Below are 25,367 nucleotides of genomic sequence, written 5' to 3' on the forward strand. Positions count from 1 at the left end.
ACGTGTGTCAGGCCTTCTCCGTCCCTTCATCGGTGGGATCGAACAACTGGATGGGATGCCCCGGCATGATGGTCGAGATGGCGTGCTTGTAGACCAGCTGAGAATGCCCATCCCGACGCAGAAGCACACAAAAATTGTCGAACCAAGTCACGACGCCCTGCAGCTTCACCCCGTTCACCAGAAAAATCGTGAGGGGGGTCTTATTCTTGCGGACGTGATTGAGAAAAGTGTCTTGCAGATTTTGGGTCCGTTCCGCCGCCATTTTCGTATCCGTTTGTTTCCGGCGTTGAGTCCAGGGTCGATGCAATTATGCGTTGCACGATGATCCCTGGGAGTTATCAGCCTACAATGGCACAGCCTTGCGGCAGCGCAATATCATTTTGTATCCGTCCACCCCTGGCGGGCGTCCAAGCGTGTGCGCGGCTGGCGTGTGCGCGGCTGGCGTGCGCTGTTCAGGCGGTCACCTCGGCGAAGTCGTGGAAGCGCTGGCGCAGGGCGGTGGCCACCGGGCCGGGATGTCCGGCGCCGATGGGCGAGCCATCAAGGGTCACCACCGGCATCACCAGCGTCGAGGCGGCGGTGATGAAGGCCTCGGCTGCCTCGCGGGCCTCCGCCAGGGTGAAGGGGCGTTCCTCCAGCTGGTAACCCAACTCATGGGCCACCTCCACCACCACCGTGCGGGTGATCCCCCGCAGAATGCCGGCCTCGGCCGGACGGGTGACGATGGCGCCACCGCGGGTGACGATCCAGGCATTGCTGGAAGCGCCCTCAGTGACGTATCCGTCGGTATCCACGAACCAAGCCTCACGCGCACCGGCCTCCTTCGCGGCCTGCTTGGCGAGCACATTTGGCAGCAGGGACAGGGATTTGATGTCCACCCGCGGCCACCGGTTCTCGGGCACGCTGATGACCGCGACGCCGTGGAGCGCGGTCGCCTCCTGGGTGGCGGGATTGGCCCGACGGGCCGTCACCACCAGGCTCGGCGGCGTATCGGGGGCGGGAAAGACATGCTCGCGCCGGGCCACGCCGCGGGTCACCTGCAGATAGACGCTGCCATTGATGACGCCGTTGCGCCGCACCACCTCCTTCAGCACCAGCCCCAGCGCCGTGCGGCTCATGGGCGCAGGAATGCGCAGCTCGCGCAGGGAGCGATCGAGGCGATCCAGGTGGCGCCGCTCCTCGATCAGGTGGCCGTGGCGGACCTCGCAGACCTCATAGACGCCATCGGCGAACTGATAGCCGCGATCCTCGATATGGATGCCGGCCTCCTGGTGCGGCAGGTAGCGGCCGTTGACATAGGCGATGCGGGACATGGGACTTCCGATGCGGTGAGCGTGGCGCTAACGTTCAGATGCGGCCGGACATCAGCCGGCGGATCTTCTGGGCCAGGCGGAATTCCTTGGAACGCCGGGTGCGGGCGATCTCCAGCTCGGCATCGCCGCGGCGCTGGTGGTCGGTGAGCCCGCGCCCCAGCCGGGAAAACAGGGCACGCACATAGGCGACATCGGCTTCGTCGGCGTCCAGCAGGGCGGCGAGCCGCTCCTGGCTGCGGCCGAAGGCCAGCACGCCAAGTCCGTGGCCGTGGTGGAACTCGAAGCTGCGGCCAAGGCCGCGCACCTCGGTCCAGAACTTGTTCACCCCGAAGCCCCGTTCAAACACCTGGGTGTCGTGGAACAGCACCACGGCATCGGCGCTGAGCTTGCCGCGCCAGGTCTCGAAATCGTGGCTGACCGCCTCATAGGTGTGGAAGCCGTCGATATGCAGCAGGTCCACGCTGCCATCGGCCAGATGGGCCGTGGCGGCATCGAAATCCATCCGCAGGAGGTTGGCGAAGCCGGCATATTTCAGGTCCACCACCGCCTTAAGGTTGGCATAGACCTGGGGCGGCAGCGGCCCGGCATGGGCATCGCCCTCCCACGAATCCACCGCATAGGCGCGGGTGTCGCAGCCGGTGGCGACCACCGATTGGCAGAAGGCGAGGAAGGAGGTGCCCTGAAAGGTGCCCAGCTCCACCAGGGTGCGCGGCTGCAGGGTGGCGATCAGCCAGAAGGCGAACGGCACATGCTCGGTCCAGGCCGAAGGGCGCAGATCCTCGGGGAAGGCGAACGTGACTGCCGGAAAGGTCTTGCGGCAGGCTTCGATGCTCATCAATTTGGGTCCAGTTTCCGGGTCCGGCCAGGGGCCGCGCGCGGGCCGTCGCGGCCGCCCCCGGGCTCGCGCCACGCTTAGCATGGTGCGGGGGCGCGAAGCAAAGGCCCCTGCCCCGTCAGGTGCGCCACACCGCCAGGTGGGCCATGACGAACAGGCCGATGATCTCCAGCCGGCCGGCGATCATGCCCAGCCCCGCCACCACCACCGATCCGGCGGGCAGCGTGGCCAGCGGCGGCCAGCCGGCGCCGCTGGCGTCATAGATGGGCCCGGTGTTGCTGATGATGGCGGCCCCCGCCGTCAAAGCCGCATCGAAGCTCGGCAGGCCGGGTGCGAGGGCGATGATGCAGGCGCCATAGACGGCGAACAGGGTGGCCGCTCCCACCCATACGCCGCGCATGGCCGAGCCCACCCCGCCCTCTTCCAGCGCTGCCGGCTGCACCAGGTTGGGATAGACGAGGCGCAGCAGATCGCCACGGGCGCGCAGCAGCATGGCCCGCAGCCGCAGCATCTTCAGCCCGCCAGCGGCCGAAAGGGCGCCGCCGCCCAGCAGCACCACGGCGATGATCACGCCCATGGGCAGGCTGGCATAGGTGCCGTCATGGGGCCCGATGCCACTGGTGGAGATCAGCGACGCGGCGGTGAACAGCCCATCGCGCAGCGCATCCACCACCGGCGAGTCGGCGTGGTTGAACAGGATGACGCCGAACACCAGGCCCAGCGCCAGCCAGTAGAGCAGCAGCACCACGCTTTCCTTCTGCTCCGGCGCCGCATTGATGCGGCGGGTCACCAGCGCCCGATGCCAGCGCACCGAGGTGGCCGCCCACAGCAGGAAAGGCAGCATCAGCCACTTGGGGGTGCTCTCCAGGGTCAGGGCCAGCTGCGCCTCGGGCGGCAGATGGCCCCCGGTGGAGGCGACGGCGGTGGCGAGGGTGAAGGAGACATAGAGGCTGTGCCCCCCCACCATCAGCACCAGCACGGCGGCCAGGGTGAGCAGCACATAAAGGGGGGCGATCTCGCGCACCACGCCGCGCACGTCCACCACGTCCAAGAGGGTTCCCCCCTTCGGGGTGCGATCGGGCAGCCCGCCGAGGCCGGCCGGCGCCAGCACGGTGACGGCCGAGACGATGGTCAGCAGCCCGCCGCTCCATTGCAGCAGGGCAAGCCAGACATAGAGGCTGCGCGGACCATTGTGGACGGCAGTGACGCCGGTGGTGGTGAAAGCGGAAACGGCTTCCAGCCAGGCGGCCAGGGGCGGCAGCCCCGCCGCCACCGAAATGGCCGGCGTGGCGGCCAGCGGCAGCACCAGCCACAAGAGGGTGAGGCCGGCGAGGCCCTGGGCCTGCCGCAGCCGCAGGTGGCTGCCCTCCGTGGTGAAGCGCAGGGCGCCGGCAAGAAAGATGCAGAAGGCGGCGGTGGCGAGGAAGATGGGCGCGTGACCGGTCCCGCCCCGGCCCGCCACGGCAGCGGGAACCAGGGCCATCAGGCCAGTCGCGGCCAGGGCGCTGGCGAGCGGACGCACCGCATTGATCATCGCATGAAGCTCTCAGAAGAATTCGAGCGCGACGCGGAACAGTTGCTCCACCCGCTTGATGCGATCGGCCAGGGCGAACAGCACCACCCGGTCGTGGGCGCGCACCACGAAATCACCGCGGGGCTGCAGCACCTGACCGTTGCGGACAATGGCGCCGATGCGCAGGCCGTCCAGAAGATCGAGATCGCGCAGGGTTTTGCCCACCAGGGGCGAGGTTTCCAGCGCTTCGGCCTCAATCACCTCGCCGGTGCCGTCGAGCAGGGCGTGGACGCCGCGGATGCGGCCACGCCGCACGTGCTGGAGCACCTTCGACACGGTGATCTGGCGCGGATTGACGTGGGCGTCGATGCCGAGCCCCCTGGCGAAGGCGGCGTAGCCCTGCTCGTTCAGCAGCGCCAGGATGCGGCGGGCGCCGATCTGCTTGGAGAGCAGGCAGGAGAGGATGTTGATGCGATCGTCGTTGGTGAGGGCGATCATGGTGTCGGCCTCGCCCACCCCGGCCTCGTCGAGAATGGTGCGATCGAGGGAATCACCGTTGAGCACGACCGCCCGCGACAGCAGCTCGGCGATGCTCTGCGCCCGGGTCCGGTTGTGCTCGATGACCTTGATGCGCGCCAGCGGATTGCGCCGTTCCAGCTCGCTCGCCACGTAGAAGCCGATGTTGCCGCCACCGGCGATGACGATGCGCTGGCCGGGGGCCTCGTCATGGCCGAAGATGCCGAGCGCCCGCTGCACCTGGTCCGCCTTGGCCACGAAATAGGCGATGTCGCCGGTCTGCAATTGCTCGGTGGAGCTGGGCACCAGCGTCTTGCCGGCCCGGCTGATGGCGACAATGGTGGCCTGAACATCGGGAAACAGCTGGGTGAGCTGGCTCAGGGGCGTGTCGACGATGGGGCATTCCTCGCCGCACAGCACGCCCACCACCACGATGGCGCCATCGGCGAAGGAGACGGTGTCGATGGCGCCGGGCAGGGAGAGGCGCCGCAGCACCATCTCGCCCACCTCGATCTCGGGGGAGATCACCACGTCGATCGGCAGGTGATCGCGCGAGAGCAGGTCGCGCCATTCGGGCGCGAGATAGGTCTGGGCGCGGATGCGGGCGACCTTGGTGGGCACGTTGAACAAGGCGTGGGCCACCTGGCAGGCCACCATGTTCACCTCGTCGTGCAGGGTGACGGCGATGAGCATGTCGGCCTGGTCGATGCCGGCCCGCGCCAGCACGTCGGGATGGGACCCCCAACCCACCACGCCCCGCACGTCGATCTGCTCGGTCACCATCTGGATCCGGCGCGCATCCGAATCGATGATGGAGACATCGTTCTGCTCCCCGGCGAGGCGCTCGGCGATTCCCAACCCCACCTGCCCCGCACCGCAGATCACGACCCTCATAGAGTCCCCCTTGCCCACCAGCCTCGGCCGCGGGCCCCGCCCGCGGCTGCGCGTGGGCAGGCCCACCCGTGCGCAGCATCCGATTCCGCCGCAGGCTATGCGTTTCGGAACCGGATGACGAGTCCAGCGCCGCGACGCGGGATCAGCCGACCCCCAGGGCCTTGAGCTTGCGGTGGAGCGCCGAGCGCTCCATGCCCACGAACTCGGCGGTGCGCGAGATGTTGCCGCCGAAACGGTTGATCTGCGCCGCCAGATACTCCCGCTCGAACACCTCCCGCGCCTCCCGCAGGGGCAGGCCCATGAGGTGCTCGCCACCGTGCCCGTTCGGCAGGCTGGGCACCAGGGCACCCACGTCCGGCGGCAGCATGCCGGCGGTGATGGTGGCTTCGGGATCGCCTCCGGCGAGGATCAGCAGGCGCTCCACATTGTTGCGCAGCTGCCGCACGTTGCCGGGCCAGTCGTGGGACTGCAGCACCGCCATGGCATCGTCGCCAATGGGGCGGCGGGGCATGCCGGTGCTCTGGGAGATGGTGTCGAGGAAGAAATCCACCAGGTCTGGAATGTCCTCGCGGCGCTCCGCCAGCGGCGGCACGCGGATCGGCACCACCGACAGGCGATGGTAGAGATCCTCGCGGAACCGCCCCTTGGCGATCTCCTCCTCCAGGTTGCGGCCGGTGGACGAGATGATGCGCACATCGACACTGACGCGCTCGCTGGAGCCGATGCGGGTGAAGGTCTGTTCCACCAGCACCCGCAGCACGCGGTTCTGCGTCTCGCGCGGCATGTCGGCGATCTCGTCCAGGAACAAGGTGCCGCCGTGAGCCTCTTCCAGGGCGCCGCGCTTGGCCTCCCGCCCCTCCCCCTCGGACACGCCGAACAGCTCGAACTCCAGACGCTCCGGCGTGATGGCGGCGGAATTCAGCACCACGAACGGGCCAGCCGCCCGGCCCGACTGGGCGTGAATCATCCGCGCCGCAAGTTCCTTGCCCGAACCGGAAGGGCCGACGATGAGAATGCGGCTGTTGGTGGGGCCCACGCGCTCGATGGTCGCCTTGAGCTGCTGCACCGCGCCGGACCGGCCCACCAGCACCCGCGTGTGGGGCGCCAGCTGCTTCAGCTCCTTCAGCTCCCGCTTCAGGCGCAGGGTTTCCAGGGCCCGCTCGGCCACCATCACCAGCCGGTCGGCGTTGAACGGCTTCTCGATGAAGTCGTAGGCACCGCGCTTGATGGCCGCCACCGCGGTCTCGATATTGCCGTGGCCGGAGATCATCACCACCGGCACATCCGGGTGCTGGGTCTTGATCTCGTTCAGCAATTCCAGCCCGTCCAGCCGGCTGCCCTGCAGCCAGATGTCGAGGAAAATGAGATTGGGCCGGCGGCTGGCGATGGCCGCCAGGGCGCTGTCGGCATCACGGGCGGTGCGAGCGCCATAGCCCTCGTCCTCCAGGATGCCCGCCACCAGCTCGCCGATGTCGGCCTCGTCATCGACGATCAGGATATCCATGGCCATGGTTCAGGCTCTCCCGAAAACGGGGGTGGACGGCGTGGGAGAGGCGCCACCGCCGGCCGGCTGGCCATCGGCGCGCAGGCGCAGGCGAATCCAGGCGCCGCGCCCCTCCGGAGAATCGTTCAACTCAATGCCCCCGCCGTGCTCCTCCATGATCTTGCCCACGATGGCAAGGCCAAGGCCGGTGCCCTTCTCCCGGGTGGTCACATAAGGCTCAAGAAGGCGGCTGCGCTTATCCTGAGGCAGCCCCATGCCGTTATCGATGACGTCGATGATGAGATCCTCGCCTTCCGCCGCGGCCTTGACCTTGATGCGCGGCGCGCCGCGATCGGCCTCCGGCAGGCCATCAATGGCCTCAGCTGCGTTTTTCAGGATGTTGGTGAGCGCCTGGGAGATCAGCCGCCGGTCGAAGCGCGCCGGCAGGGCGTTCGGCAGGTCGGTCTCGAAGGTCACGGTGGGATGGCCGACGCGCATCAGGAACACCGCCTGACGGATGGTCTCGGCAAGGTCCTGGGCGTCCACCACGGGTTTGGGCATGCGCGCGAAGGAGGAGAACTCATCCACCATGCGGCCGATGTCGCCCACCTGGCGGATGATGGTGTCCGTGCACTGGTCGAACACGTCGCGATCCTGGGTGATGTGCCGGCCGTATTTGCGCTTCAGCCGCTCCGCCGAAAGCTGGATGGGCGTGAGCGGATTCTTGATCTCGTGGGCGATGCGCCGCGCCACGTCGGCCCAGGCGGAGGTGCGCTGAGCGGTGATGAGGGCGGTGATGTCGTCCAGGGTCACCACCCAGCCGTGATCGTCTTCGGTGGACTGCTCGGTGGTGACGCGCATGGCGAAAATGCGTTCCCGGCCGTCCCGCTGCAGGGTGATATTGCCCTGGATGATGCGCTGGCCGGCATGCTCGGCCTCGGCCATCAGCGCCGCCGTTTCCGGCACCACGTCGGCCAGCTTGCGGCCGAGGGTGTCCGGCTCGCTGAGCCCCAGCAACCGCTCGGCCGACCGGTTGAGGATGGTGACCCGCTCAGCCGCATCGAGGCCAATGACGCCGGCCCCCACGCCCGCCAGAACCGCCTCCGTGAAGCGGCGCCGGCTGTCGATCTGCTCGCTGGCGTGCACCAGGTCGTTGCGCTGCGCCTTGAGCTCCGAGGTCATGGTGTTGAAGGTCTCGCCCAGGGTGGCGAGGTCGCCTTCGGCGCGGTTCACCGGCACCTGCACGTCCAGATTGCCATTGGCGACCCGCCCCGCCGCCCACATCAGCCGGCGAATGGGCGCCACCAGCCATTTGGAGAAGTTGATGCCCAGCCACACCGCGCTCAGCAGCACGATGAGGGTGATGAGCGCATACATCAGCGCGAAGGCGAGCTGCACGTTGAAGCGCCGCGCCTCCAGCGCCTGGTAGTCGCGCAGCGTCTCAGTGGTCAGGGTGAGATAGCCCATGATGCGCGGATCCACCGGCCGGGCCACATAAAGGAACAGGCCGTCGAAATCCCGCAGCGGCACCACGGCGCCGACGAAATCCCCGTTGATGGGGCTGTAGATGACCGGCTCGTCGGCGCTGGCATCGTTGATGGCGATGTTCTCCGGCACCAGGAATTCGCGGTCGGTATGCAGGTTGTTGCGCTCCACCACCGAGCGGTCGCGACGGATGATCTGCGCGCCCGGAACGTTGCGCAGCGCCGCCTGCGCGGTCAGCACCTGCGAGAACTGCGCCTTGTCCTTCTCATAGAGCGGCTTCAGGCGGGACAGGTCGTTGGCCATGGCCAGCGCGTCGCCGCGTATGGAGAGGGCATGCTCGCGCCAATAGGTCTGCGCCACCGACCCCACCATGCCGACGATCTGCTGGGTGCGGGTGGAGAAATAGCGATCGAGGCTGCGGTCGAGGGTGAGGCTGGCGACGATGGCGACGACGATGGTCGGCACCACCGAGACCACGGTGAACAGCGCGATGATCCGCACATGCAACCGCGCCGCCGCGCGCCCGCGCCGCCGCGCCCGAATGATGCCGGCCACCTCATGGCCGATGACCACCAGAAGAATGAGGCCCGCCACCCCGCAGCCGCCCAGCACCCAGTCGGTGACCTGCTTGGTGGGCACGATGCTGGTGAGGCCCATCAGGATGAGGAACGCCCCCAGCGCCACCGCCAGGGAGAGCACCACCACCACCGGCGCGAACAGTCGCGCCGCCAGCCGCCGGCGGGGCACGGGAACAGGCGCGACCGTTTCGGCCGGCGTATCGATCATGATCTCGGTCGTCCCTCAGCTCAGCCTGCGGCCGCGGCGTGAGTCGCCGCATGCGTACTGATGCAGTGGAACGACACTGGTGCAAAAATGTGACAGAAGGGAGAGGTGTCTGCCACTTTCCCCTGCGGATCTCGTGGCTTGGGTAGCGGGCTCCCGCCCTCGCCCCTTCCGGGGATGGGCTCGCGCCGCCGGCCGGCGACGCGAGCGGACGCAGCTCAACGGCTGGTGCGGATCACCTGGATGTCCAGGTCGCGGATCTTCTTGCGCAGCGTGTTGCGGTTGAGGCCGAGGAGCTCCGCCGCCTTGATCTGGTTGCCGCGGGTGGCCGCCAGGGCCGCCGACAGCAACGGATATTCCACGTCCTTCAAGATGCGGTGATAGAGGCCGGGCGGCGGCAGGTCTTCTCCGAAGCCGGCAAAATAGGTGTTGAGATGCCGCTCGACGGAGGCGGACAACGTGGTGTCCACCGGCCCTTCCTCGGTGAGGGCGCTCGGCACCGGTTCGGACAGCTCGGCATCAATGATGACGGGCGTGATGACCTCTTGCGGATACAGCGCCGCCAGCCGCCGCACCAGATTTTCCAGTTCGCGCACGTTGCCCGGCCAGCGGTAGCGCTTGAGCCGATCGAGCGCCGCCGCGTCGATCTGTTTCGCCGGCAAACCTTCTCGCTCGGCCTGCAGGAAGAAGTGGCGCACCAGGTCCGGCACGTCTTCCGAGCGCTCACGCAGAGGTGGAAGACGTAGCGGCACCACATTGAGGCGAAAGAACAAATCCTCGCGGAAGAGGCCCTGCTGAATGAGCGTCCGCAGGTCCTTGTTGGTGGCGGCGATGATGCGCACATCGGTCTTGATGGGGGTGCGCCCGCCCACGGTGGTGTATTCGCCCTGCTGCAGCACGCGCAGGAGGCGGGTCTGCGCCTCCATGGGCATGTCGCCGATTTCGTCGAGGAACAAGGTGCCGCCTTCCGCCTGCTCGAAGCGGCCGGGATTGCGGGTGGTGGCGCCGGTGAACGAGCCCTTCTCGTGGCCGAACAGCTCGCTCTCGATAAGGTCGCGGGGAATGGCCGCCATGTTGATGGCGACGAACGGCCCGGTGCGGCGCTTGCCATAATCGTGCAGGGCGCGGGCCACCAGTTCCTTGCCGGTGCCGCTCTCGCCGACGATCATCACCGTGAGATCGGTCTGCATCAGGCGGGCCAGAAGGCGGTAGATCTCCTGCATGGCGGGGGAGCGCCCCACCAACGGGATATTGTCCTGCTCCTCGTTCAGCGGAACCCCGTTGTCGCCCTTCTTCGGCTCCGCCAGAGCGCGACCGACGATGGAGATCAGTTCCTTGAGATCGAACGGCTTGGGCAGATATTCATAGGCGCCGCGCTCGGAGGCGCGGATGGCGGTCATGAAGGTGTTCTGCGCGCTCATCACGATGACCGGCAGATCCGGCCGCGCCTTCTTGATGCGGGGCAGCAGATCGAAGGCGTTCTCGTCGGGCATGACCACGTCGGTGATCACGAGGTCGCCGTCGCCCTGGCTGACCCAGCGCCAGAGGGTGGCCGCGTTGCCGCAGGAGCGCACTTCATAGCCGGCCCGGGACAGGGCCTGATTGAGCACCGTGCGGATCGCGGCGTCGTCGTCGGCGACCAGGATGCTTCCGGTTGGCATGGACACCTCAGTTGGCCTCTTTGGCAGTGCTCGTGCTGCGATACATGGGCAGAAGCACGCGGAAGGTGGTGCGGCGCGGCTGGCTCTCGCATTCCACGATGCCGCCGTGATCGCCGATGATCTTGGCGACTAAAGCAAGTCCGAGGCCACTGCCCGAAGGCTTGGTGGTCACGAACGGGTCGAACAGGTGCGGGACGAGGTCGTCCGGCACCCCCTTGCCATTGTCGCGCACGCAGAACTCAAGGGGCAGGCTGACCCGCGAGGAGGCACCCGGCACGGTGAGCCGCACGCCGGGGCGGAAGGCGGTGGTGAGCTGAATCTCGCCATCGGGGTCGCCGTCGATGGCTTCCGCCGCATTCTTCACCAGATTGAGGAAAACCTGGATCAGCTGGTCGCGATTGCCCAGCACCGGCGGCAGCGAGGGGTCGTAATCCTCCACAAAGCGGATGTTGCGGGCGAATCCGCTCATGGCCAGGGTGCGCACATGCTCCAGCACCGAATGGATGTTCACCGGCTCGCGCTCCACCGGGCGCTCGTCGGAAAACACCTCCATACGGTCCACCAGCTTCACGATGCGATCCGCCTCGTCGCAGATCAGCCGGGTCAGCGCCCGGTCCTCGTCATCCGCCGACTGCTCCAGCAACTGGGCGGCGCCGCGAATGCCCGACAGCGGGTTCTTGATCTCATGCGCCAGCATGGCCGCAAGGCCGCTGACCGAGCGGGCGGCGCCGCGATGGGTGAGCTGGCGGTCCATCTTGTCGGCGATGGTGCGCTCCTGCAGCATCACCACCACATGATCCGGACGCTCGGCCACCGGCGCTACGTGGATATCCACGATCCGCTCGCCGCCATTGCGGGGGGTGCCGAGATCCACCCGATATTCGTTCACCGGCGCGCCGCGCACCCGCACCTGCTCGATCAGCCCGAGCAAGGGTGTGCCAAAGGGCACGAACTCCTGGAACGGGCGGCGCCGCAGCAGCGGCGCGCTGACCTCGAAAAAGGCTTCCGCCGCCACGTTGGCGTCCACCACGTGGCCGGTGTCGGAAATGGTGAAGAGGGGGTGCGGCACGGCGTCCAGAATGGCCCGCGTGAGGCACTGATCCTCGGGCTGGGGCTTGCGTTCGCTGTCCATTTTCCTGGCTTCGGCGGTCATGCCGCAGCCCTCCACATGAGTTCGTCATAAGCGGCGGCAATCCCGGCCTTCACGGCCGTTGGATCTTCGCTGGTGAGCAGGCGCGAACGCCACCGCCGCGTGAATTCGGAGCCGATCCCCCCGGCTGCCTCAAGGGCCCAGCCCACATGCTTGCGGGCCTGTCGCAGGCCCAGCTCACGCCCGTAAAGCGCCAGCCAGCCGTCATAAAGCTCCAGCAGCACATCGCGCTGCTCGTCCAGGGCGGGCGGATCCGGAACGCGCCCGCAGGCCAGCGTCGCCGCCACCTGCCCGGGAAACCAGGGCCGTCCCTGGGCACCGCGCCCGATCATCACCCCATCGGCCCCCGATTGATCCAACATGGCGCGGGCCGATCCCGCTTCCACCAGGTCGCCATTGGCCACCACCGGCAGCCGGACCGCCACCTTGACCGCCCGGATGGCCCGCCAATCGGCCTGGCCGGTGTAGAACTGGCACCGGGTACGCCCGTGCACCGTCACCAGGGCGAGGCCGCTCGCCTCGGCAATGCGCGCCAGCTCCACCGCCGTGGGCGTGGCCTCATCCCACCCCAGGCGCGTCTTCACCGTCACCGGCACCGAAACCGCGCCGCGCACCGCCTCGATGATCCGCCGGGCCACCGGCAGGTCGCGCAACAGCGCCGCGCCGGCTGCGCCTGTGGTGACCCGCTTGGCCGGACAGCCCATGTTGATGTCGATGAGCCCCGCCCCCGCCGCCTCGGCGACGCGCGCGGCCTCTCCCATCCAATAGGGGTCGTTGCCAGCGATCTGCACGGCGTGGAGCGCCACGCCCTGCCCCTCCGCCCGCAGCATCATTTCCGGATGCCCGTCCAGCAGCGCCTGGCTGGCGACCATCTCCGAGATCACGAGTCCAGCGCCATAGCGCAGCGCCATCCGCCGCACCGGCGCGTCGGTGATGCCCGCCATGGGCGCAAGCAGCACTGCATTGGGCAGGACATGCGGCCCGATTTGCAACGCAGGGGTGAAAGAAGTCGCAGTTTCGTGCACAGAAATTGGGCCAGACCAGGTGTGCCTACATCTTAGACATTTGCGCGCCATGCGCAAGGGCAGTGTGCGTAGATGTGCGGCGCATCATGGATGTTCCCCCTCCCCCACGGGTGCGCAGACGCCATTTTGCCGCCCCGCGAGGATGTAGCACCCAACCTCGCACGCGCGGCGGTCGCGGACCTTGCATCGGCCGCACCGCCGCGCTTCAAAGGTGTGATCAAGAGGAGTTCGTGGGCATGAATTGCGTGGCCATCGTCGTCGCCGCGGGTCGGGGGAGCCGCGCGGGTGGGGCCCTGCCGAAGCAATATCAAAGCGTTGGCGGCGAGCCGGTGCTGCGCCACACCCTGCGGGCCTTTGCGGCACACCCGCAGATCGCCGGCGTGCTACCGGTGATTCATGACGATGATTCGGGCCTGTTCGCCGAAGTCTCGCAGGGTCTGCCCAAGATCATGGCACCGGTGGTGGGCGGCGAGAGCCGACAGGCGTCAGTGCGTGCCGGATTGCATGCGCTGCGGGCCACGCCACCCACCAGTGTGCTGGTGCATGATGCCGCCCGCCCCTTCACCTCCGCGGCCCTGATCGCGCGCGCGGTCGCCGCCGCGAATGCGGAGTGGGCAGCCATCCCGGTGGTGCCGGTGACGGATACGGTGAAGACCGTGGATGTGGCCGGGCGGGTCACCGGCACTCTGGATCGGCGCGCGTTGCGGGCGGTTCAGACCCCGCAGGCCTTCGCCTATGGGCTGCTGGCGGGGGCCCATGATGCCGCCGCGCGCTGCGGCATCTCCAGTTTCACCGACGATGCCGCGGTGGTGGAATGGGCCGGGCACCGCGTCGCCACCTTCGAGGGAGAGACCACCAACGTGAAGCTCACATTCGCCGAAGACCTGCTGCAGGCCGAGCGCAGCATGGAGGCGCGCTCCGAACTCGCCCCCCTCGGCGACATCCGCACCGGCAGCGGTTTCGATGTGCACGCCTTCACCCCCGGCGATCATGTGATGCTGGGGGGCATTCCCATTCCCCACGCCTTCGCCCTCGCCGGCCATTCCGATGCGGACGTGGCGCTGCATGCGCTCACCGATGCCATCCTCGGTGCCCTCGGCGATGGCGACATCGGCTCGCATTTCCCGCCGTCCGATCCGCAGTGGAAGGGCGCCGCCTCCGATCGCTTCCTGGCCCATGCGGTGGATCTCGTGCACGCGCGCGGCGGGCGCATCGCCCATGTGGATCTCACCATCATCTGCGAAGCGCCCAAGGTAGGGCCCCATCGTGAAGCCATCCGGACCTCGGTGGCGGGCATTGCCCGGCTGCCGGTGGGGCGCGTGAGCGTCAAGGCCACCACCACCGAGAAGCTCGGCTTCACGGGCCGTCGTGAAGGCATCGCCGCCATGGCCACCGCCACGGTGCGCCTGCCGTTCCAGGAGGAGGCATGATCGACGCTGATGCCTATGCCGCCGCCGAGGCGGTGCTGGTGGCCTTTCGCGCCCGCCGCTGGACCCTGGCCACGGCCGAATCGTGCACCGGCGGCCTGGTTGCCGGCACGCTGACGGCGGTGCCGGGCTCGTCGGACGTGGTGGACCGCGGCTTCGTCACGTATTCCAATGCCGCCAAAGTTGCCATGATCGCGGTGCCGGAGGCCACTTTGCTGGCCCATGGCGCGGTGAGCGAGGAAACCGCCCGCGCCATGGCAGAGGGCGCACGCGCCGCCGCCGGGGTGGATGTGGCGGTCTCCGTCACCGGCGTGGCCGGGCCGGGCGGCGGCAGCGTTCTCAAGCCGGTGGGGCTGGTGCATTTCGGCTGCGCCCGCCGGGATGGGACAACCACCCATCGCGCCATGCAATTCGGTGATCCCGGCCGCGCCGAAATCCGCCACCAGGCCGTTCTGGTGGCGCTCTCCCTATTGGCGGAAGCCGCGCGATAAGGACCTGCGGCGACCCTCAGCCGGCGCCATAGACCGTGTTGGCCCGCTCCTCGAAGGCGTCCGCGAAGCGCCGGAAGGCCGCATCGAACATGGCGCCCATCAGCATGCCGAGGGTACGGGAGCGGAACTCGTAGGAGATGAAGAATTTCACATCGCAGGCTTTATCTCCCTGCGATACGAACTCCCATCGATTATCGAGCCGACTAAATGGCCCGTCGAGATACTCCACATGGATGGTGAGACGTGGGCGATCCAGCAGCACCCGCGAGGTGAAGGTCTCGCGGATCATCTTGTAGGCGACGGTCATGTCCGCCACCAGGATCTCCACTCCTTCATCGGAGCGGGCACGCCGCTTCACCCGCAGGGCCGCGCACAGGGGCACGAACTCCGGGTAGTGCTCCACATCGGCGACGAGGTCGAACATGTCGGCGGCGCTGTGCTGAACCCGCCGCGCGTTGGAGAAGGATGGCACGGTCGCTCAGGCCCGCCCGATCTTCGCCGCGCGCGCTGTGCGCAGCTTCTCGAAATCCTCGCCGGCATGGTGCGAGGAGCGGGTGAGCGGGCTCGAGGAGACCATCAGGAAGCCCTTGGCGAAGGCCACCGTCTCATAGGCCTTGAACTCGTCCGGGGTCACGAAACGCTCCACCTTGTGGTGCTGGCGGGTGGGCTGGAGATACTGCCCGATGGTGAGGAAATCCACGTCCGCCGACCGCAGGTCGTCCATCAGCTGCAGCACCTCGTTCCGCTCCTCGCCGAGGCCGACCATGATGCCGGACTTGGTGAACTGGGTGGGGTCCAGCTCCTTCACCTTCTGCAGCAGGCGCAGCGAGTGGAAATAGCGGGCGCCGGGGCGGACCGTGAGATACTTAGCCGGCACGGTTTCCAGGTTGTGGTTGAACACGTCCGGCCGCGCCGCCACCACCACTTCCAGTGCCCCGTCCTTGCGCAGGAAATCGGGGGTGAGGATCTCGATGGTGGTCGCCGGGCTGGCCGCGCGGATGGCAGCGATGGTGCGGGCGAAGTGCTCGGCCCCGCCATCGGCGAGGTCGTCCCGGTCCACCGAGGTGATCACCACGTGGGAGAGGCCCAGCTTGCCCACCGCATCGGCCACCTTCTGCGGCTCGTCGGCATCGAGCGGGCCCGGCAGGCCGGTGCGCACGTTGCAGAAGGCGCAGGCGCGGGTGCAGGTGTCCCCCATGATCATCATGGTGGCGTGCTTCTTCTCCCAGCACTCGCCGATATTGGGGCAGCCGGCCTCCTCGCACACCGTATGCAGGCCGTTGGCCCGCACGATGCCGGCGGTTTCTGACCAGCCGACGGAGCCCGGGGCCTTCACGCGGATCCACTCGGGCTTGCGCAGCACCTCGGTGAGCGGGCGGTGGGCCTTCTCCGGGTGACGGGGGCGGTTCAGCGTGTTGATCACATTGACCATGACGGTGTCCAACGTCCTGCGGCGCGCGAGGGCGCCTACTGTCTGTGCCGGCGTCAGGCCGGCTTGGTGCCGCGGATGGCGCGCCAGATGGCGAGCAGCAGGATCGCGCCACAGGTGGAGACCACCAGCCGATCCAGAAAACCATCCCCGATATAGTTCAGGCCCAGCCCGCTCGCCACCCAGCCTCCGAGCAGACCTCCCACGAGCCCCACGAAGAGGTTGGTCCACAGGCCGCCGTTCGATTTCATCACCTTCTCGGCGATGTATCCGGCCAGGATGCCGACCACGATGGAGATGATGAGACCCATGCGTCCCTCCTATCGCGAGCGGATCGCCCGCCACACCCACAGCAGCACGATGGCGCCGACGATGGCGGCAATCAGCGTGCGGAAGAAGCCGAACACCGGGATGTTCAGCAGCGTGGCGAACTCGCCGCCCACGAACGCGCCGGCGATGCCGACGATGAGGTTGGTGAGCAGTCCGTGACTGCTGTCGGTCACCCGCTCGGCCACCCAGCCGGCGATGATGCCGATGACGATCATGGAAAAGAAACCGACACCCGGCTGGTTCAGAAACGCATAGGTTTCCGCGTTCATCCTTGCCCCTCCGCCTCACGCCGGACCCGCCGGCGTCCCTTCATACCCCAGATGGCCCGCCGACGCAGCGTCGGCAAGGCCCGCTGGCGCGTCAGATATGGATGGCGCGGCCGTAGGCGCTCATGACGCTCTCGTGCATCATTTCCGAGAGGGTCGGGTGCGGGAACACCGTGTGGATCAGCTCCTCCTCGGTGGTCTCCAGATTCATGGCCACCACGAAGCCCTGGATGAGCTCGGTCACCTCCGCCCCCACCATGTGGGCGCCCAGGAGTTCGCCGGTCTTGGCGTCGAAGATGGTCTTGATCAGCCCATCCGGCTCGCCCAGCGCGATGGCCTTGCCGTTGCCGATATAGGGGAAGCGGCCCACCTTGATCTCGCGGCCGGCCTCCTTGGCCTTCTTCTCGGTGAGGCCGACGGAGGCGATCTGCGGCGTGCAATAGGTGCAGCCGGGGATCTTCAGCTTGTCCATGGGATGGGTGTGGAGGCCCTTGATGGTCTCGACGCAGATCACCCCTTCGTGCTCGGCCTTGTGGGCCAGCATGGGCGCGCCGGCGATGTCGCCGATGGCATAGAGGCCCGCCACATTGGTGCGGCCATAGCCATCGGTGGCGATGATGCCGCGCTCCATCTTCACGCCGAGCGCCTCGAGGCCGAGGCCCTCCACATTGCCCACCACGCCGACGGCGGAGATCATGCGCTCCACCTCGATGTCCTGCTTGGCGCCCTTGGCGTCCTCCACATGGACCACCAGGCTGTCGGCCTTCTTGGTGACGCCGGTGACCTTGGCGCCGGAGAGGATCTTCATGCCCTGCTTTTCAAAGCGCTTGCGGGCGTGGGCGGCGATTTCCTCGTCCTCCACGGGGAGGATCTGCGGCAGCACTTCCACCACCGTCACCTCGGCGCCGAGCGTGCGATAGAAGGAAGCGAACTCGATGCCGATGGCGCCCGAGCCCATCACCAGCAGGCTTTTCGGCATACGGTCCGGCTTCAGGGCTTCGAAATAGGTCCAGATGAGCTTCTTGTCGGGCTCCAGGCCCGGCAGCGCGCGCGGGCGGGCACCGGTGGCGACGATGATGTGCTTGGCCCCATACGCGCCGCCGCCCTTGGCGCCCTTCGGCGGGTTTTCGGCGGCCTCCACCTTGATCTTGCCGGGGGCGGTGATGAGGGCCTTGCCCCAGATCACGTCCACCTTGTTCTTCGAGAGCAGGAATCCGACGCCGGTGGAGAGCTGGGCGGAAACACCGCGGGAGCGCTTCACCACGGCATCGAGATCGAAGCCGATCTTCTCCGCCGAAAGACCGTAATCCTTGGCGTGCTCCATATAATGGTAGATCTCGGCCGAGCGCAGCAGCGCCTTGGTGGGGATGCAGCCCCAGTTGAGGCAGATGCCGCCCAGGTGGCTCTTTTCCACCACGGCGGTCTTGAAGCCGAGCTGAGCGGCGCGGATGGCGGCCACATAGCCGCCCGGCCCGCCGCCGATGACGATGATGTCGTAGGTATCAGCCATGGGATGCCTCCTCGGATGCCTTTTCGCCGCGCATGTCTGGGGCGACTTCCGGATGGGATGACGACGACCCGGCGCCAAGACGGCCCGCCGCGCGGGCCGCCGCCAGGGTTTCCAGCACCTGCTCGAACAGATCGAGGTCGCGGAAGGGGTCGCCGGCGGCCGTTTCGGCCTGGATCACCGGCAGGCGGGAGGCACTCAGCGCCTCCGCCAGCATGAGATTGTCGAAATGGCCGAAGTCCTCCACATGGAGGCCGTCGCGCAGCAGCGTGGCCGGCGCATCGGCGACCTCGGCGCTGCCGATGGTGGCATGGGCGCGGTGTTTCAGTTCGCCAGGACTGTTGGAATAGGCGGCCACCGGCTTGCCCAGGGCGAAGGCAAAGCCCAGCTCGAACGCGGTACCGGGATCGGCGCTGACTCCGCGGAACGGGGTCAGATTCGCCACCACGGCGTCGGCGGCGCGCATCAAGCCGATGTTGTTGAGGAAAATGGTGCGGCTCAAGGTGCCGCTGGCATCCACCAGCAGCGGCTCGCCATCAATGGGGTAGAGGCCTGTGAAGCCGAAGCGCGCGCACAGCGCCATCTTGCGCCGGCCGATCTCGCGCGCATCGTCGAGGAACACTTCCGGGCCGGCGAGGTAGAGCTTCATCGCGTCCGCACTCCATGGCGCCGGCGCCCAGGCGCCGGCCCCTCGGCTCCGGAACGCAAGCCATGGCCGCGTTCCGGAGGATCAGGGGACGGGTGCGCCCCGCCCCGGGGTCACTTCTTCAGGATGGCGTAAAGCTCATCCTTGAGGGTCATGCGCTGCTTGCGCAGCTCTTCCATCTCGTCGTCGCCGAGGGGCTCCACGTCGGTCTCGGCGCGGTGCACCTGGCGGTTCACCTCGTGATAAGCCTCGTAGAGCTTGGCGAAGTGGGCATCGCTCTCCTTCAGCGCCTGCATCTTCTCGGCATATTCCGGGAGGTCGGCGGCGAGCTCGTGGGGCGTATGGGTGCTCATCTGTCGTTTCACCTGTGTTGGGCGCCGCCGCCTTGCGAGATCCGCAACGGGCGCCGGCACCAAGCCTCTCCAGCGCCCGGAGGGGCGCAGGGCACGCGCGTGATGCGCGCCGCGCCTGCCTTACACCAGCCGGAGACGTGGGGACAGGCCGGGGCAACCCGGAGGTGCCGGACGGCTGTGGACCACCCGCCCTGCCCGGCCTCACGTCCGCAAGCTCAAACCAGCCTGCTCACACCAGCATGCTCATGGGCTTCTCGATGAAGCCCTTGAAGGCGGCCAGCAACTCGGCGCCCAGGGCGCCGTCCATCACCCGGTGGTCGCAGGTCATGGTCACGGTCATCTGGGTGACGATCTTCATCTCGCCGTCGCGCGCCACCACCCGCTGCTCGGACGCGCCGATGGCGAAGATGGAGGATTGCGGGGCGTTGATGATGGCTGTGAAATTGCGAATCCCCATCATGCCCAGGTTCGACACCGAGGAAGAGCCACCGGAATATTCCTCCGGCTTCAGCTTCTTGGTGCGGGCGCGGGTGGCGAGGTCGCGCATCTCGTTGGAGATGGCCGACAACGTCTTCTGCTCGGCCTTCTTCACCACCGGGGCATAGAGGCCGCCATCGATGGCCACCGCCACGCCCACGTCCGAATGCTTCATGCGCAGCACCCGGTCTTCCGCCCACACGGCGTTGCAGGCCGGCACCTTCTGCAGCGCCAGAGCCAGCGCCTTGATGATGAAGTCGTTGACCGAGACGCGGTAGGCGGCCTTGCCGTCCTTGTCCTTGGCGGCATTGGCGTTGACCTGCTCGCGCAGGGCCATGAGGTCGTCGAGGTCGCAATCCACCGTCAGGAAGAAGGTGGGGGTGACCTGCTCGCTCTCCACCAGGCGGCGGGCGATGGTCTTGCGCATGCCGTCGAGCTGGATCTCCTCATAGGAGCCGGGCTCGAACATGGCCTTGATCTGCTCCACGCCCGGGGCCGTGGCCAACGCCGGCTTGGCGGCGGGCGCAGCGGCAGCGGCGGGCGCCGCCGCAGCCACCGGCGCCTTGGCGCCCGGCTGGGCCCCGGCGATGTCGCGGGCGACGATGCGGCCATGGGGGCCGGAGCCGGCCACGGCGGCGAGATCCACGCCCTTTTCCTTGGCGAGCCGTCGCGCCAGCGGCGAGGCGAACACCCGGCCCGCCGGGGCCGGCGCAACAGCCGGCGCCGGTGCGGCCGCCACAGGCGCAGGAGCGCTTGGCGCGGGTGCTGCGGCAGCCGGCGCCGCGGTGGGGGCAGGAGCGGGTGCCGGAGCCGGTGCGGGCGCGCCGCCCTGCCCGGCCGAGGCGGCGACCGCCTTCGGATCCTCACCCTCGCCGGCGAGCACGGCGATGAGCTGGTTCACCGGCACATCCTGGGTGCCTTCCGGCACCAGGATCTTGGCCAGCACGCCCTCGTCCACGGCCTCCACTTCCATGGTGGCCTTGTCGGTCTCGATCTCGGCGATGACATCGCCGGACTTGACGGTGTCGCCCTCGTGCTTGACCCACTTGGCGAGGTTGCCCTTCTCCATGGTGGGAGACAGGGCCGGCATCAGAATATCGACGGGCATTTCTATTCACCCTCGCTGTGTTCTGGCGCTGGTAGCTGTGGTAAATCGTCTTCAGTGGGCAGCAACACCCCCTCCTTACGCGCACGACCACCCATTACGATACGCATAATCGCTTTAAACTCGTCGATTGCCGGCTTTGCTTTCTGCGCCATCTCGCCGACCGTAAACGCCAAATCTCCCATAAAGGCAAAAAAGTCGTCTGTTTTTGTATTATCTCTAAGTATCTCATTGTACAAAGAGCTTAATCTATTAAATAATTTTATTTTTTTACTTTGAGATAGGGAGCTCTCATCAATTAGCAGTCTAATTTTTTCAATATGCGTGATAACTAATTCTTTTTCCGAAGCGTTTAATTTTGCATATCCAAAACTTTTAGATTCAGCCTCGCTGAGCCATAATTCAATCTGCTCATCAACTGTCTCTTCAAGTTTCTTTGTATCGTTTTCATATAAAAAACGCCGAATTTCATTCCTATATACACTGAGTGTTTCAGACCAGCTGTGTTTGTCGTCCTCTTCGACAAAGAGATCTGGTATATTCGCGGTCATTTTTCGTAGTATCAGTACTGCTATCCGACAGTCGTCCTGGTTGGACCGATCCAACCGATCAGACTTTCTTAAGATCACGGCGAGAGCCTCATGGCGATCATGTGGCAGGCCATTCATGAAAAATTCTACGTCAACTGCCATAGCATCACCGATAGGTCACGGCGTGGACGGCCTCGATGACGTCGGCCACCGACGGCAGGGCCAGCTTTTCGAGATTGGCGGCGTAGGGCATGGGCACGTCCTTGCCGGTCACCCGCAGCACCGGGGCGTCGAGATAGTCGAACGCCTTGTCCATGAGCTGGGCGACGATCTCGGCGCCGACGCCGGACTGCGGCCACCCCTCCTCCACCGTCACGCAGCGCCCGGTCTTCTGTACCGAGGCGACGATGGTGGGCACATCCATGGGGCGGATGGTGCGCAGGTCGATCACCTCCGCCTCGATGCCCTGCTTGGCCAGCTCGTCCGCCGCCTTCAGCGCGTAAGTCATGCCGATGGAGAAGGACACCAGCGTCACGTCCTTGCCCGGGCGGGCGATGCGGGCCTTGCCGATGGGCAGCACAAAATCATCCAGCTTCGGCACCTCGAAGGAGTGGCCGTAGAGGATCTCGTTCTCCAGGAAGATCACCGGGTTGGGATCGCGGATGGCGGCCTTCAGGAGGCCCTTGGCATCGGCCGCCGAATAGGGCGCCACCACCTTCAGGCCGGGCACGTTGGAATACCAGGCCGAATAATCCTGGCTGTGCTGGGCGGCGACCCGGGCGGCGGCGCCGTTGGGGCCGCGGAACACGATGGACGAGCTCACCTGCCCGCCCGACATGTAATGGGTCTTGGCCGCCGAATTGATGATCTGGTCGATGGCCTGCATGGCGAAGTTGAAGGTCATGAACTCGACGATGGGCTTCAGCCCCGCGAAGGCCGCGCCCACGCCTACACCGGCAAAGCCGTGCTCGGTGATAGGGGTGTCGATGACGCGCCGGTCGCCGAATTCCTGGAGCAGGCCCTGGGTGATCTTGTAGGCGCCCTGATATTCGGCCACCTCCTCACCCATCACGAACACGTCGCCATCGCGCCGCATCTCTTCCGCCATGGCGTCCCGCAGGGCCTCGCGCACCGTCATGGTCACATATTCGGTGCCGGCCGGCACCTCCGGATCGGCATGGGCGACGGCGACCGGAGCCGCCGGGGCGGCGGCCGCGACCGGCGCCGCAGCGACCGCAGGAGCGGCCACGGGAGCAACCGGCGCGGCGGCGGGGGCCGCGTTCACATCCTCACCCTCGGCGACGATGATCGCGATGGGGGTGTTCACCGCCACATCCTGGGTGCCTTCCGGGACCAGGATCTTGCCGAGGATGCCTTCATCCACGGCCTCCACCTCCATGGTGGCCTTGTCGGTCTCGATCTCGGCGAGCACGTCGCCGGATTTGACCGTGTCACCTTCCTGCTTCACCCATTTGGTGAGGTTGCCCTTCTCCATGGTGGGCGAGAGGGCCGGCATGAGGACGTCGATGGCCATGGCTGTCAGCTCTTGATCGGCGCCGCGCCACCGGCCGGGACGGAGCCCTGGGGACCGGCAGTGGCGGGCTTATGGGTGAGGTTGGTGTAGGCGGAGGTCGCGGCGACCGCGACGGTCAGGCAAACGAAGAAGGCGATGACCGCCTTGCTGCTGCGTACCGCATCGACGCTGTCGTCGTCGCGACGGCGCCGCACCGCGAACGGCCACACCAGCAGCAACACACGAAGGCCGATGCCGTTGGCGTGGTGCGCCCGCTTGCGCGCGGCGAGCGCATGGCGCGCGCTGACGACCGCCACGCCCCAGCTCACCACGGCGCCAGCGAGGGCCGCCAGGGCGATAATGAGGAAGGCGGACGCCATGGCGCGACCTCAGCGCAGCACGTCGGTGTAGAGCTCGGCCGGATCCGGCTCGGGATCGTGGCTGGCAAAATCCGCGGCGGCGTTGACGATCTCGCGGATCTCGCCGTCGATCTTCTTGAGCTCCTCCTCGCTCGCCGCATGGGCGTTCAGGAGGCGGGCCCGCACCTGCTCGATGGGATCGTGCTCGGTCCGCATCTTCTGCACCTCCTCCTTGGACCGGTATTTCGCCGGGTCCGACATGGAGTGGCCGCGATAGCGGTAGGTCTGCATTTCCAGGATATAGGGCCCGTTGCCCTCGCGAGCGAAGGCCAGCGCCCGCTCGCCGGCGGTGCGCACCGCGCGCACGTCCATGCCATCCACCTGCTCGCCGGGGATGTTGAAGGAGGTGCCGCGCTTGGAGAAATCGGTCTGCGCCGAGGAGCGGGTCACCGAGGTGCCCATGGCGTATTTGTTGTTCTCGATCACATACACGACGGGCAGCTTCCACAGCTCCGCCATGTTGAAGCTCTCGTAGACCTGGCCCTGGTTGGCCGCGCCGTCACCGAAATAAGTGACCGAGACCGCCCCATTGCCCTTGTAGCGATCGGCGAAGGCGAGGCCGGTGCCCAGCGACACCTGGGCGCCGACGATGCCGTGGCCGCCGAAGAACTGCTTCTCGATGCTGAACATGTGCATCGAGCCGCCCTTGCCCTTGGAATAGCCGCCGCGACGGCCGGTGAGCTCGGCCATCACGCCGCCCGCTTCCATGCCGGTGGCCAACATATGGCCGTGATCGCGGTAGCCGGTGATGACCTGGTCGCCCGGCTGCATGGCCATCTGCATGCCCACCACCACGGCCTCCTGGCCGATGTAGAGGTGACAGAATCCGCCGATGAGGCCCATGCCGTACATCTGGCCGGCCTTCTCCTCGAAGCGGCGGATCAGCAGCATCTCACGATAGGCGAGAAAATCCTCTTCTTTCGTGAAAGTTGCAGGCGCGGCCGCGGCAGTGGCGGCGCGGGCGGCGGGTTTCCTGGGAGCCATCGGCGACCTCTGGATGCGCTGAAGTTCGCGGACTCTCTAGCGCACCTTGCCGCAGGCTCAAAGCATCAATTGGAATTGCTGCACCGCAACACGTTGCAAATGCTTGATTTTGCTATGATGAACTAAAATATCGTTCACAAGCTATATGAACTGATACGAAGTTCATTTGCTGCGAAGCAGCACCAGATCCTTGGGGTGGATGAAGTTGAGCTGGCGCCGCCCTTCCTCGTCCAGCATGTCGGGATCGAGGCGGGTGGGGTTGAGCAGGGAGACCTTGTGCTCCATGGCCGCCCGCTGGGCCTTGAGCCCCGCCAGCTCGGTCTCCAGCTGCGCCACCTGCTGCTCATAGCTGCGCTGCGCCACCAGGCCGTGGTCGCCGGTGTAGGCGTGGTAGGCGAAATAGCCGATCACCCCGGCCGCACCGACATGCAGGGCGAGGGTGGCGAGAAAGGAGCGAAGGCGGGAGCGGCTTTGCATGGGCGCAGTTTCGCCGCTCCTGGTTTCCAGCCCCTTAAGCTGCCGCGTCATCGCCCCACCCTTGCATGGGTGCACAAAGCGATTGCAGAAAATCGCCTAGATCCGGTCAGAAATGCACGGCAAAAGGGGGCCGAACATCGTTTCGGGGAGACTCATCATGTCCAAGCCTGTTGTCGCCATCGTGTTTCATTCCGGCTACGGCCACACCAAGGCCCAGGCCGAGGCCGTCCTCGTCGGCATCCAGGACGTGGACGCCGTGGAGGGCGTGCTGGTCCCGGTGGAGGAGGTGGAGTCCAAGTGGGAGCTGCTGGATGGCGCCGCCGCCATCATCTTCGGCTCGCCCATCTACATGGGCAATGTCTCGGCCGCCTTCCAGGGCTTTGCCGAGAAGAGCTCCAAGCGCTGGATGGAGCTGAAGTGGAAGGACAAGCTGGCCGCCGGCTTCGTCAATTCCGGCGCCCAGAACGGCGACAAGGCCCAGGGCATGAACGCCCTGTTCACACTCGCCCAGCAGCACGGCATGATCTGGGTGGGTCTCGGCCTGCACCCGGGCAACAATGCCTCCGGCGCGACCGTCAATGACCTGAACCGCCTCGGCGGCTTCTCCGGCGCCTTCGCCCAGTCGAATGTGGACCAGGGCCCGGACGTGGTGCCCCCGACCGCCGACCGCAAGACGGCGTCGCATCTCGGCAAGCGCGTGGCTGAAGCCGCCGTGCGCTGGACCAAAGGCGCCTGAGCGTCTGAACACCCCTCAA

The 25,367-nt window shown here is 66.9% G+C and carries 26 protein-coding genes; 3 read left to right on the forward strand and 23 right to left on the reverse strand.

Going from position 1 to position 25,367, the window contains the following annotated elements:
* Positions 1-7 precede the first annotated feature (7 nt).
* The 10 genes from hfq to dusB all read right to left on the reverse strand — a co-directional run bounded on the left by hfq (position 8) and on the right by dusB (position 12,709).
* Positions 8-262 (reverse strand): RNA chaperone Hfq, encoded by a 255-nt coding sequence (gene hfq, locus MEU52_RS12630; protein WP_238122639.1) that lies wholly within the window; start codon positions 260-262, stop codon positions 8-10.
* A 190-nt stretch (positions 263-452) separates the two neighbouring features.
* Positions 453-1,313: a D-amino-acid transaminase gene (locus MEU52_RS12635; RefSeq protein ID WP_238122640.1), complete on the reverse strand. Its 861-nt coding sequence runs from the start codon at positions 1,311-1,313 to the stop codon at positions 453-455.
* 34 nt (positions 1,314-1,347) lie between these two features.
* Positions 1,348-2,148, reverse strand: a complete 801-nt coding sequence (locus MEU52_RS12640) for a class I SAM-dependent methyltransferase (RefSeq protein WP_238122641.1) — start codon at positions 2,146-2,148, stop codon at positions 1,348-1,350.
* A gap of 118 nt (positions 2,149-2,266) precedes the next feature.
* The gene (locus tag MEU52_RS12645; protein WP_238122642.1) at positions 2,267-3,682 is read right to left on the reverse strand and encodes a potassium transporter TrkG; all 1,416 of its coding nucleotides are present in this window, start codon (positions 3,680-3,682) and stop codon (positions 2,267-2,269) included.
* Between the two features lie 12 nt (positions 3,683-3,694).
* Positions 3,695-5,071 (reverse strand): Trk system potassium transporter TrkA, encoded by a 1,377-nt coding sequence (trkA, locus tag MEU52_RS12650; RefSeq protein WP_238122643.1) that lies wholly within the window; start codon positions 5,069-5,071, stop codon positions 3,695-3,697.
* Between the two features lie 142 nt (positions 5,072-5,213).
* Entirely contained in the window at positions 5,214-6,581 is a 1,368-nt protein-coding gene (gene ntrX, locus MEU52_RS12655) for a nitrogen assimilation response regulator NtrX (protein WP_238122644.1), read from the reverse strand.
* Positions 6,582-6,584: 3 nt separating this feature from the next.
* Complete coding sequence (locus tag MEU52_RS12660) at positions 6,585-8,825, reverse strand: sensor histidine kinase NtrY-like (protein ID WP_238122645.1); 2,241 nt, start codon at positions 8,823-8,825, stop codon at positions 6,585-6,587.
* A gap of 215 nt (positions 8,826-9,040) precedes the next feature.
* Positions 9,041-10,483 (reverse strand): nitrogen regulation protein NR(I), encoded by a 1,443-nt coding sequence (gene ntrC, locus MEU52_RS12665; protein WP_238122646.1) that lies wholly within the window; start codon positions 10,481-10,483, stop codon positions 9,041-9,043.
* A gap of 7 nt (positions 10,484-10,490) precedes the next feature.
* Entirely contained in the window at positions 10,491-11,615 is a 1,125-nt protein-coding gene (locus MEU52_RS12670) for a two-component system sensor histidine kinase NtrB (RefSeq protein ID WP_238122840.1), read from the reverse strand.
* 17 nt (positions 11,616-11,632) lie between these two features.
* Entirely contained in the window at positions 11,633-12,709 is a 1,077-nt protein-coding gene (gene dusB / locus MEU52_RS12675; protein WP_273546303.1) for a tRNA dihydrouridine synthase DusB, read from the reverse strand.
* Positions 12,710-12,894: 185 nt separating this feature from the next.
* Here dusB and MEU52_RS12680 point away from each other — a divergent pair, with 185 nt between their 5' ends.
* Together MEU52_RS12680 and MEU52_RS12685 are read left to right on the forward strand one after the other, a co-directional pair.
* Positions 12,895-14,088 carry a bifunctional 2-C-methyl-D-erythritol 4-phosphate cytidylyltransferase/2-C-methyl-D-erythritol 2,4-cyclodiphosphate synthase gene (locus tag MEU52_RS12680; protein WP_238122648.1) on the forward strand — a complete coding sequence of 398 codons (1,194 nt, stop codon included), beginning with the start codon at positions 12,895-12,897 and terminating at the stop codon, positions 14,086-14,088.
* Positions 14,085-14,576, forward strand: coding sequence for a CinA family protein (locus tag MEU52_RS12685; RefSeq protein WP_238122649.1), 492 nt, complete (start codon positions 14,085-14,087; stop codon positions 14,574-14,576). Before MEU52_RS12680 ends, MEU52_RS12685 begins: the two co-directional genes overlap by 4 nt.
* A gap of 16 nt (positions 14,577-14,592) precedes the next feature.
* On the opposite strand, the gene MEU52_RS12690 is transcribed toward MEU52_RS12685, so the two are convergent.
* The 13 genes from MEU52_RS12690 to MEU52_RS12750 form a co-directional block, all read right to left on the reverse strand.
* The gene (locus MEU52_RS12690) at positions 14,593-15,048 is read right to left on the reverse strand and encodes a type II toxin-antitoxin system RatA family toxin (RefSeq protein WP_238122650.1); all 456 of its coding nucleotides are present in this window, start codon (positions 15,046-15,048) and stop codon (positions 14,593-14,595) included.
* A gap of 6 nt (positions 15,049-15,054) precedes the next feature.
* Positions 15,055-16,008, reverse strand: coding sequence for a lipoyl synthase (lipA, locus tag MEU52_RS12695; RefSeq protein ID WP_238122651.1), 954 nt, complete (start codon positions 16,006-16,008; stop codon positions 15,055-15,057).
* Between the two features lie 53 nt (positions 16,009-16,061).
* Positions 16,062-16,316, reverse strand: a complete 255-nt coding sequence (locus MEU52_RS12700; RefSeq protein WP_238122652.1) for a GlsB/YeaQ/YmgE family stress response membrane protein — start codon at positions 16,314-16,316, stop codon at positions 16,062-16,064.
* 9 nt (positions 16,317-16,325) lie between these two features.
* On the reverse strand, positions 16,326-16,604 hold the full coding sequence (locus tag MEU52_RS12705) for a GlsB/YeaQ/YmgE family stress response membrane protein (protein WP_238122653.1): 279 nt from the start codon (positions 16,602-16,604) through the stop codon (positions 16,326-16,328).
* Between the two features lie 91 nt (positions 16,605-16,695).
* Positions 16,696-18,111 carry a dihydrolipoyl dehydrogenase gene (lpdA, locus tag MEU52_RS12710; protein WP_238122654.1) on the reverse strand — a complete coding sequence of 472 codons (1,416 nt, stop codon included), beginning with the start codon at positions 18,109-18,111 and terminating at the stop codon, positions 16,696-16,698.
* Positions 18,104-18,757: a nucleoside 2-deoxyribosyltransferase gene (locus tag MEU52_RS12715; protein ID WP_238122655.1), complete on the reverse strand. Its 654-nt coding sequence runs from the start codon at positions 18,755-18,757 to the stop codon at positions 18,104-18,106. Before MEU52_RS12715 ends, lpdA begins: the two co-directional genes overlap by 8 nt.
* Before the next feature lie 110 nt (positions 18,758-18,867).
* On the reverse strand, positions 18,868-19,107 hold the full coding sequence (locus MEU52_RS12720; protein ID WP_238122656.1) for a YdcH family protein: 240 nt from the start codon (positions 19,105-19,107) through the stop codon (positions 18,868-18,870).
* A 229-nt stretch (positions 19,108-19,336) separates the two neighbouring features.
* Positions 19,337-20,692 (reverse strand): pyruvate dehydrogenase complex dihydrolipoamide acetyltransferase, encoded by a 1,356-nt coding sequence (locus tag MEU52_RS12725; protein WP_238122657.1) that lies wholly within the window; start codon positions 20,690-20,692, stop codon positions 19,337-19,339.
* Between the two features lie 2 nt (positions 20,693-20,694).
* Positions 20,695-21,240, reverse strand: a complete 546-nt coding sequence (locus MEU52_RS12730) for a hypothetical protein (protein WP_238122658.1) — start codon at positions 21,238-21,240, stop codon at positions 20,695-20,697.
* A gap of 145 nt (positions 21,241-21,385) precedes the next feature.
* Positions 21,386-22,753 carry a pyruvate dehydrogenase complex E1 component subunit beta gene (locus tag MEU52_RS12735; protein ID WP_238122659.1) on the reverse strand — a complete coding sequence of 456 codons (1,368 nt, stop codon included), beginning with the start codon at positions 22,751-22,753 and terminating at the stop codon, positions 21,386-21,388.
* 5 nt (positions 22,754-22,758) lie between these two features.
* Positions 22,759-23,112 carry a hypothetical protein gene (locus MEU52_RS12740; protein WP_238122660.1) on the reverse strand — a complete coding sequence of 118 codons (354 nt, stop codon included), beginning with the start codon at positions 23,110-23,112 and terminating at the stop codon, positions 22,759-22,761.
* A gap of 9 nt (positions 23,113-23,121) precedes the next feature.
* Positions 23,122-24,135, reverse strand: a complete 1,014-nt coding sequence (gene pdhA / locus MEU52_RS12745; RefSeq protein ID WP_238122661.1) for a pyruvate dehydrogenase (acetyl-transferring) E1 component subunit alpha — start codon at positions 24,133-24,135, stop codon at positions 23,122-23,124.
* A 162-nt stretch (positions 24,136-24,297) separates the two neighbouring features.
* Positions 24,298-24,663: an FtsB family cell division protein gene (locus MEU52_RS12750; RefSeq protein ID WP_443266901.1), complete on the reverse strand. Its 366-nt coding sequence runs from the start codon at positions 24,661-24,663 to the stop codon at positions 24,298-24,300.
* Positions 24,664-24,769: 106 nt separating this feature from the next.
* Between MEU52_RS12750 and MEU52_RS12755 the strand changes: the two genes are divergently transcribed.
* Positions 24,770-25,348, forward strand: a complete 579-nt coding sequence (locus MEU52_RS12755; RefSeq protein WP_238122662.1) for a flavodoxin family protein — start codon at positions 24,770-24,772, stop codon at positions 25,346-25,348.
* The last annotated feature ends 19 nt before the right edge of the window (positions 25,349-25,367 follow it).

Source organism: Xanthobacter sp. NM-25 (genome assembly GCF_022138605.1).
Lineage (GTDB): Bacteria > Pseudomonadota > Alphaproteobacteria > Rhizobiales > Xanthobacteraceae > Xanthobacter.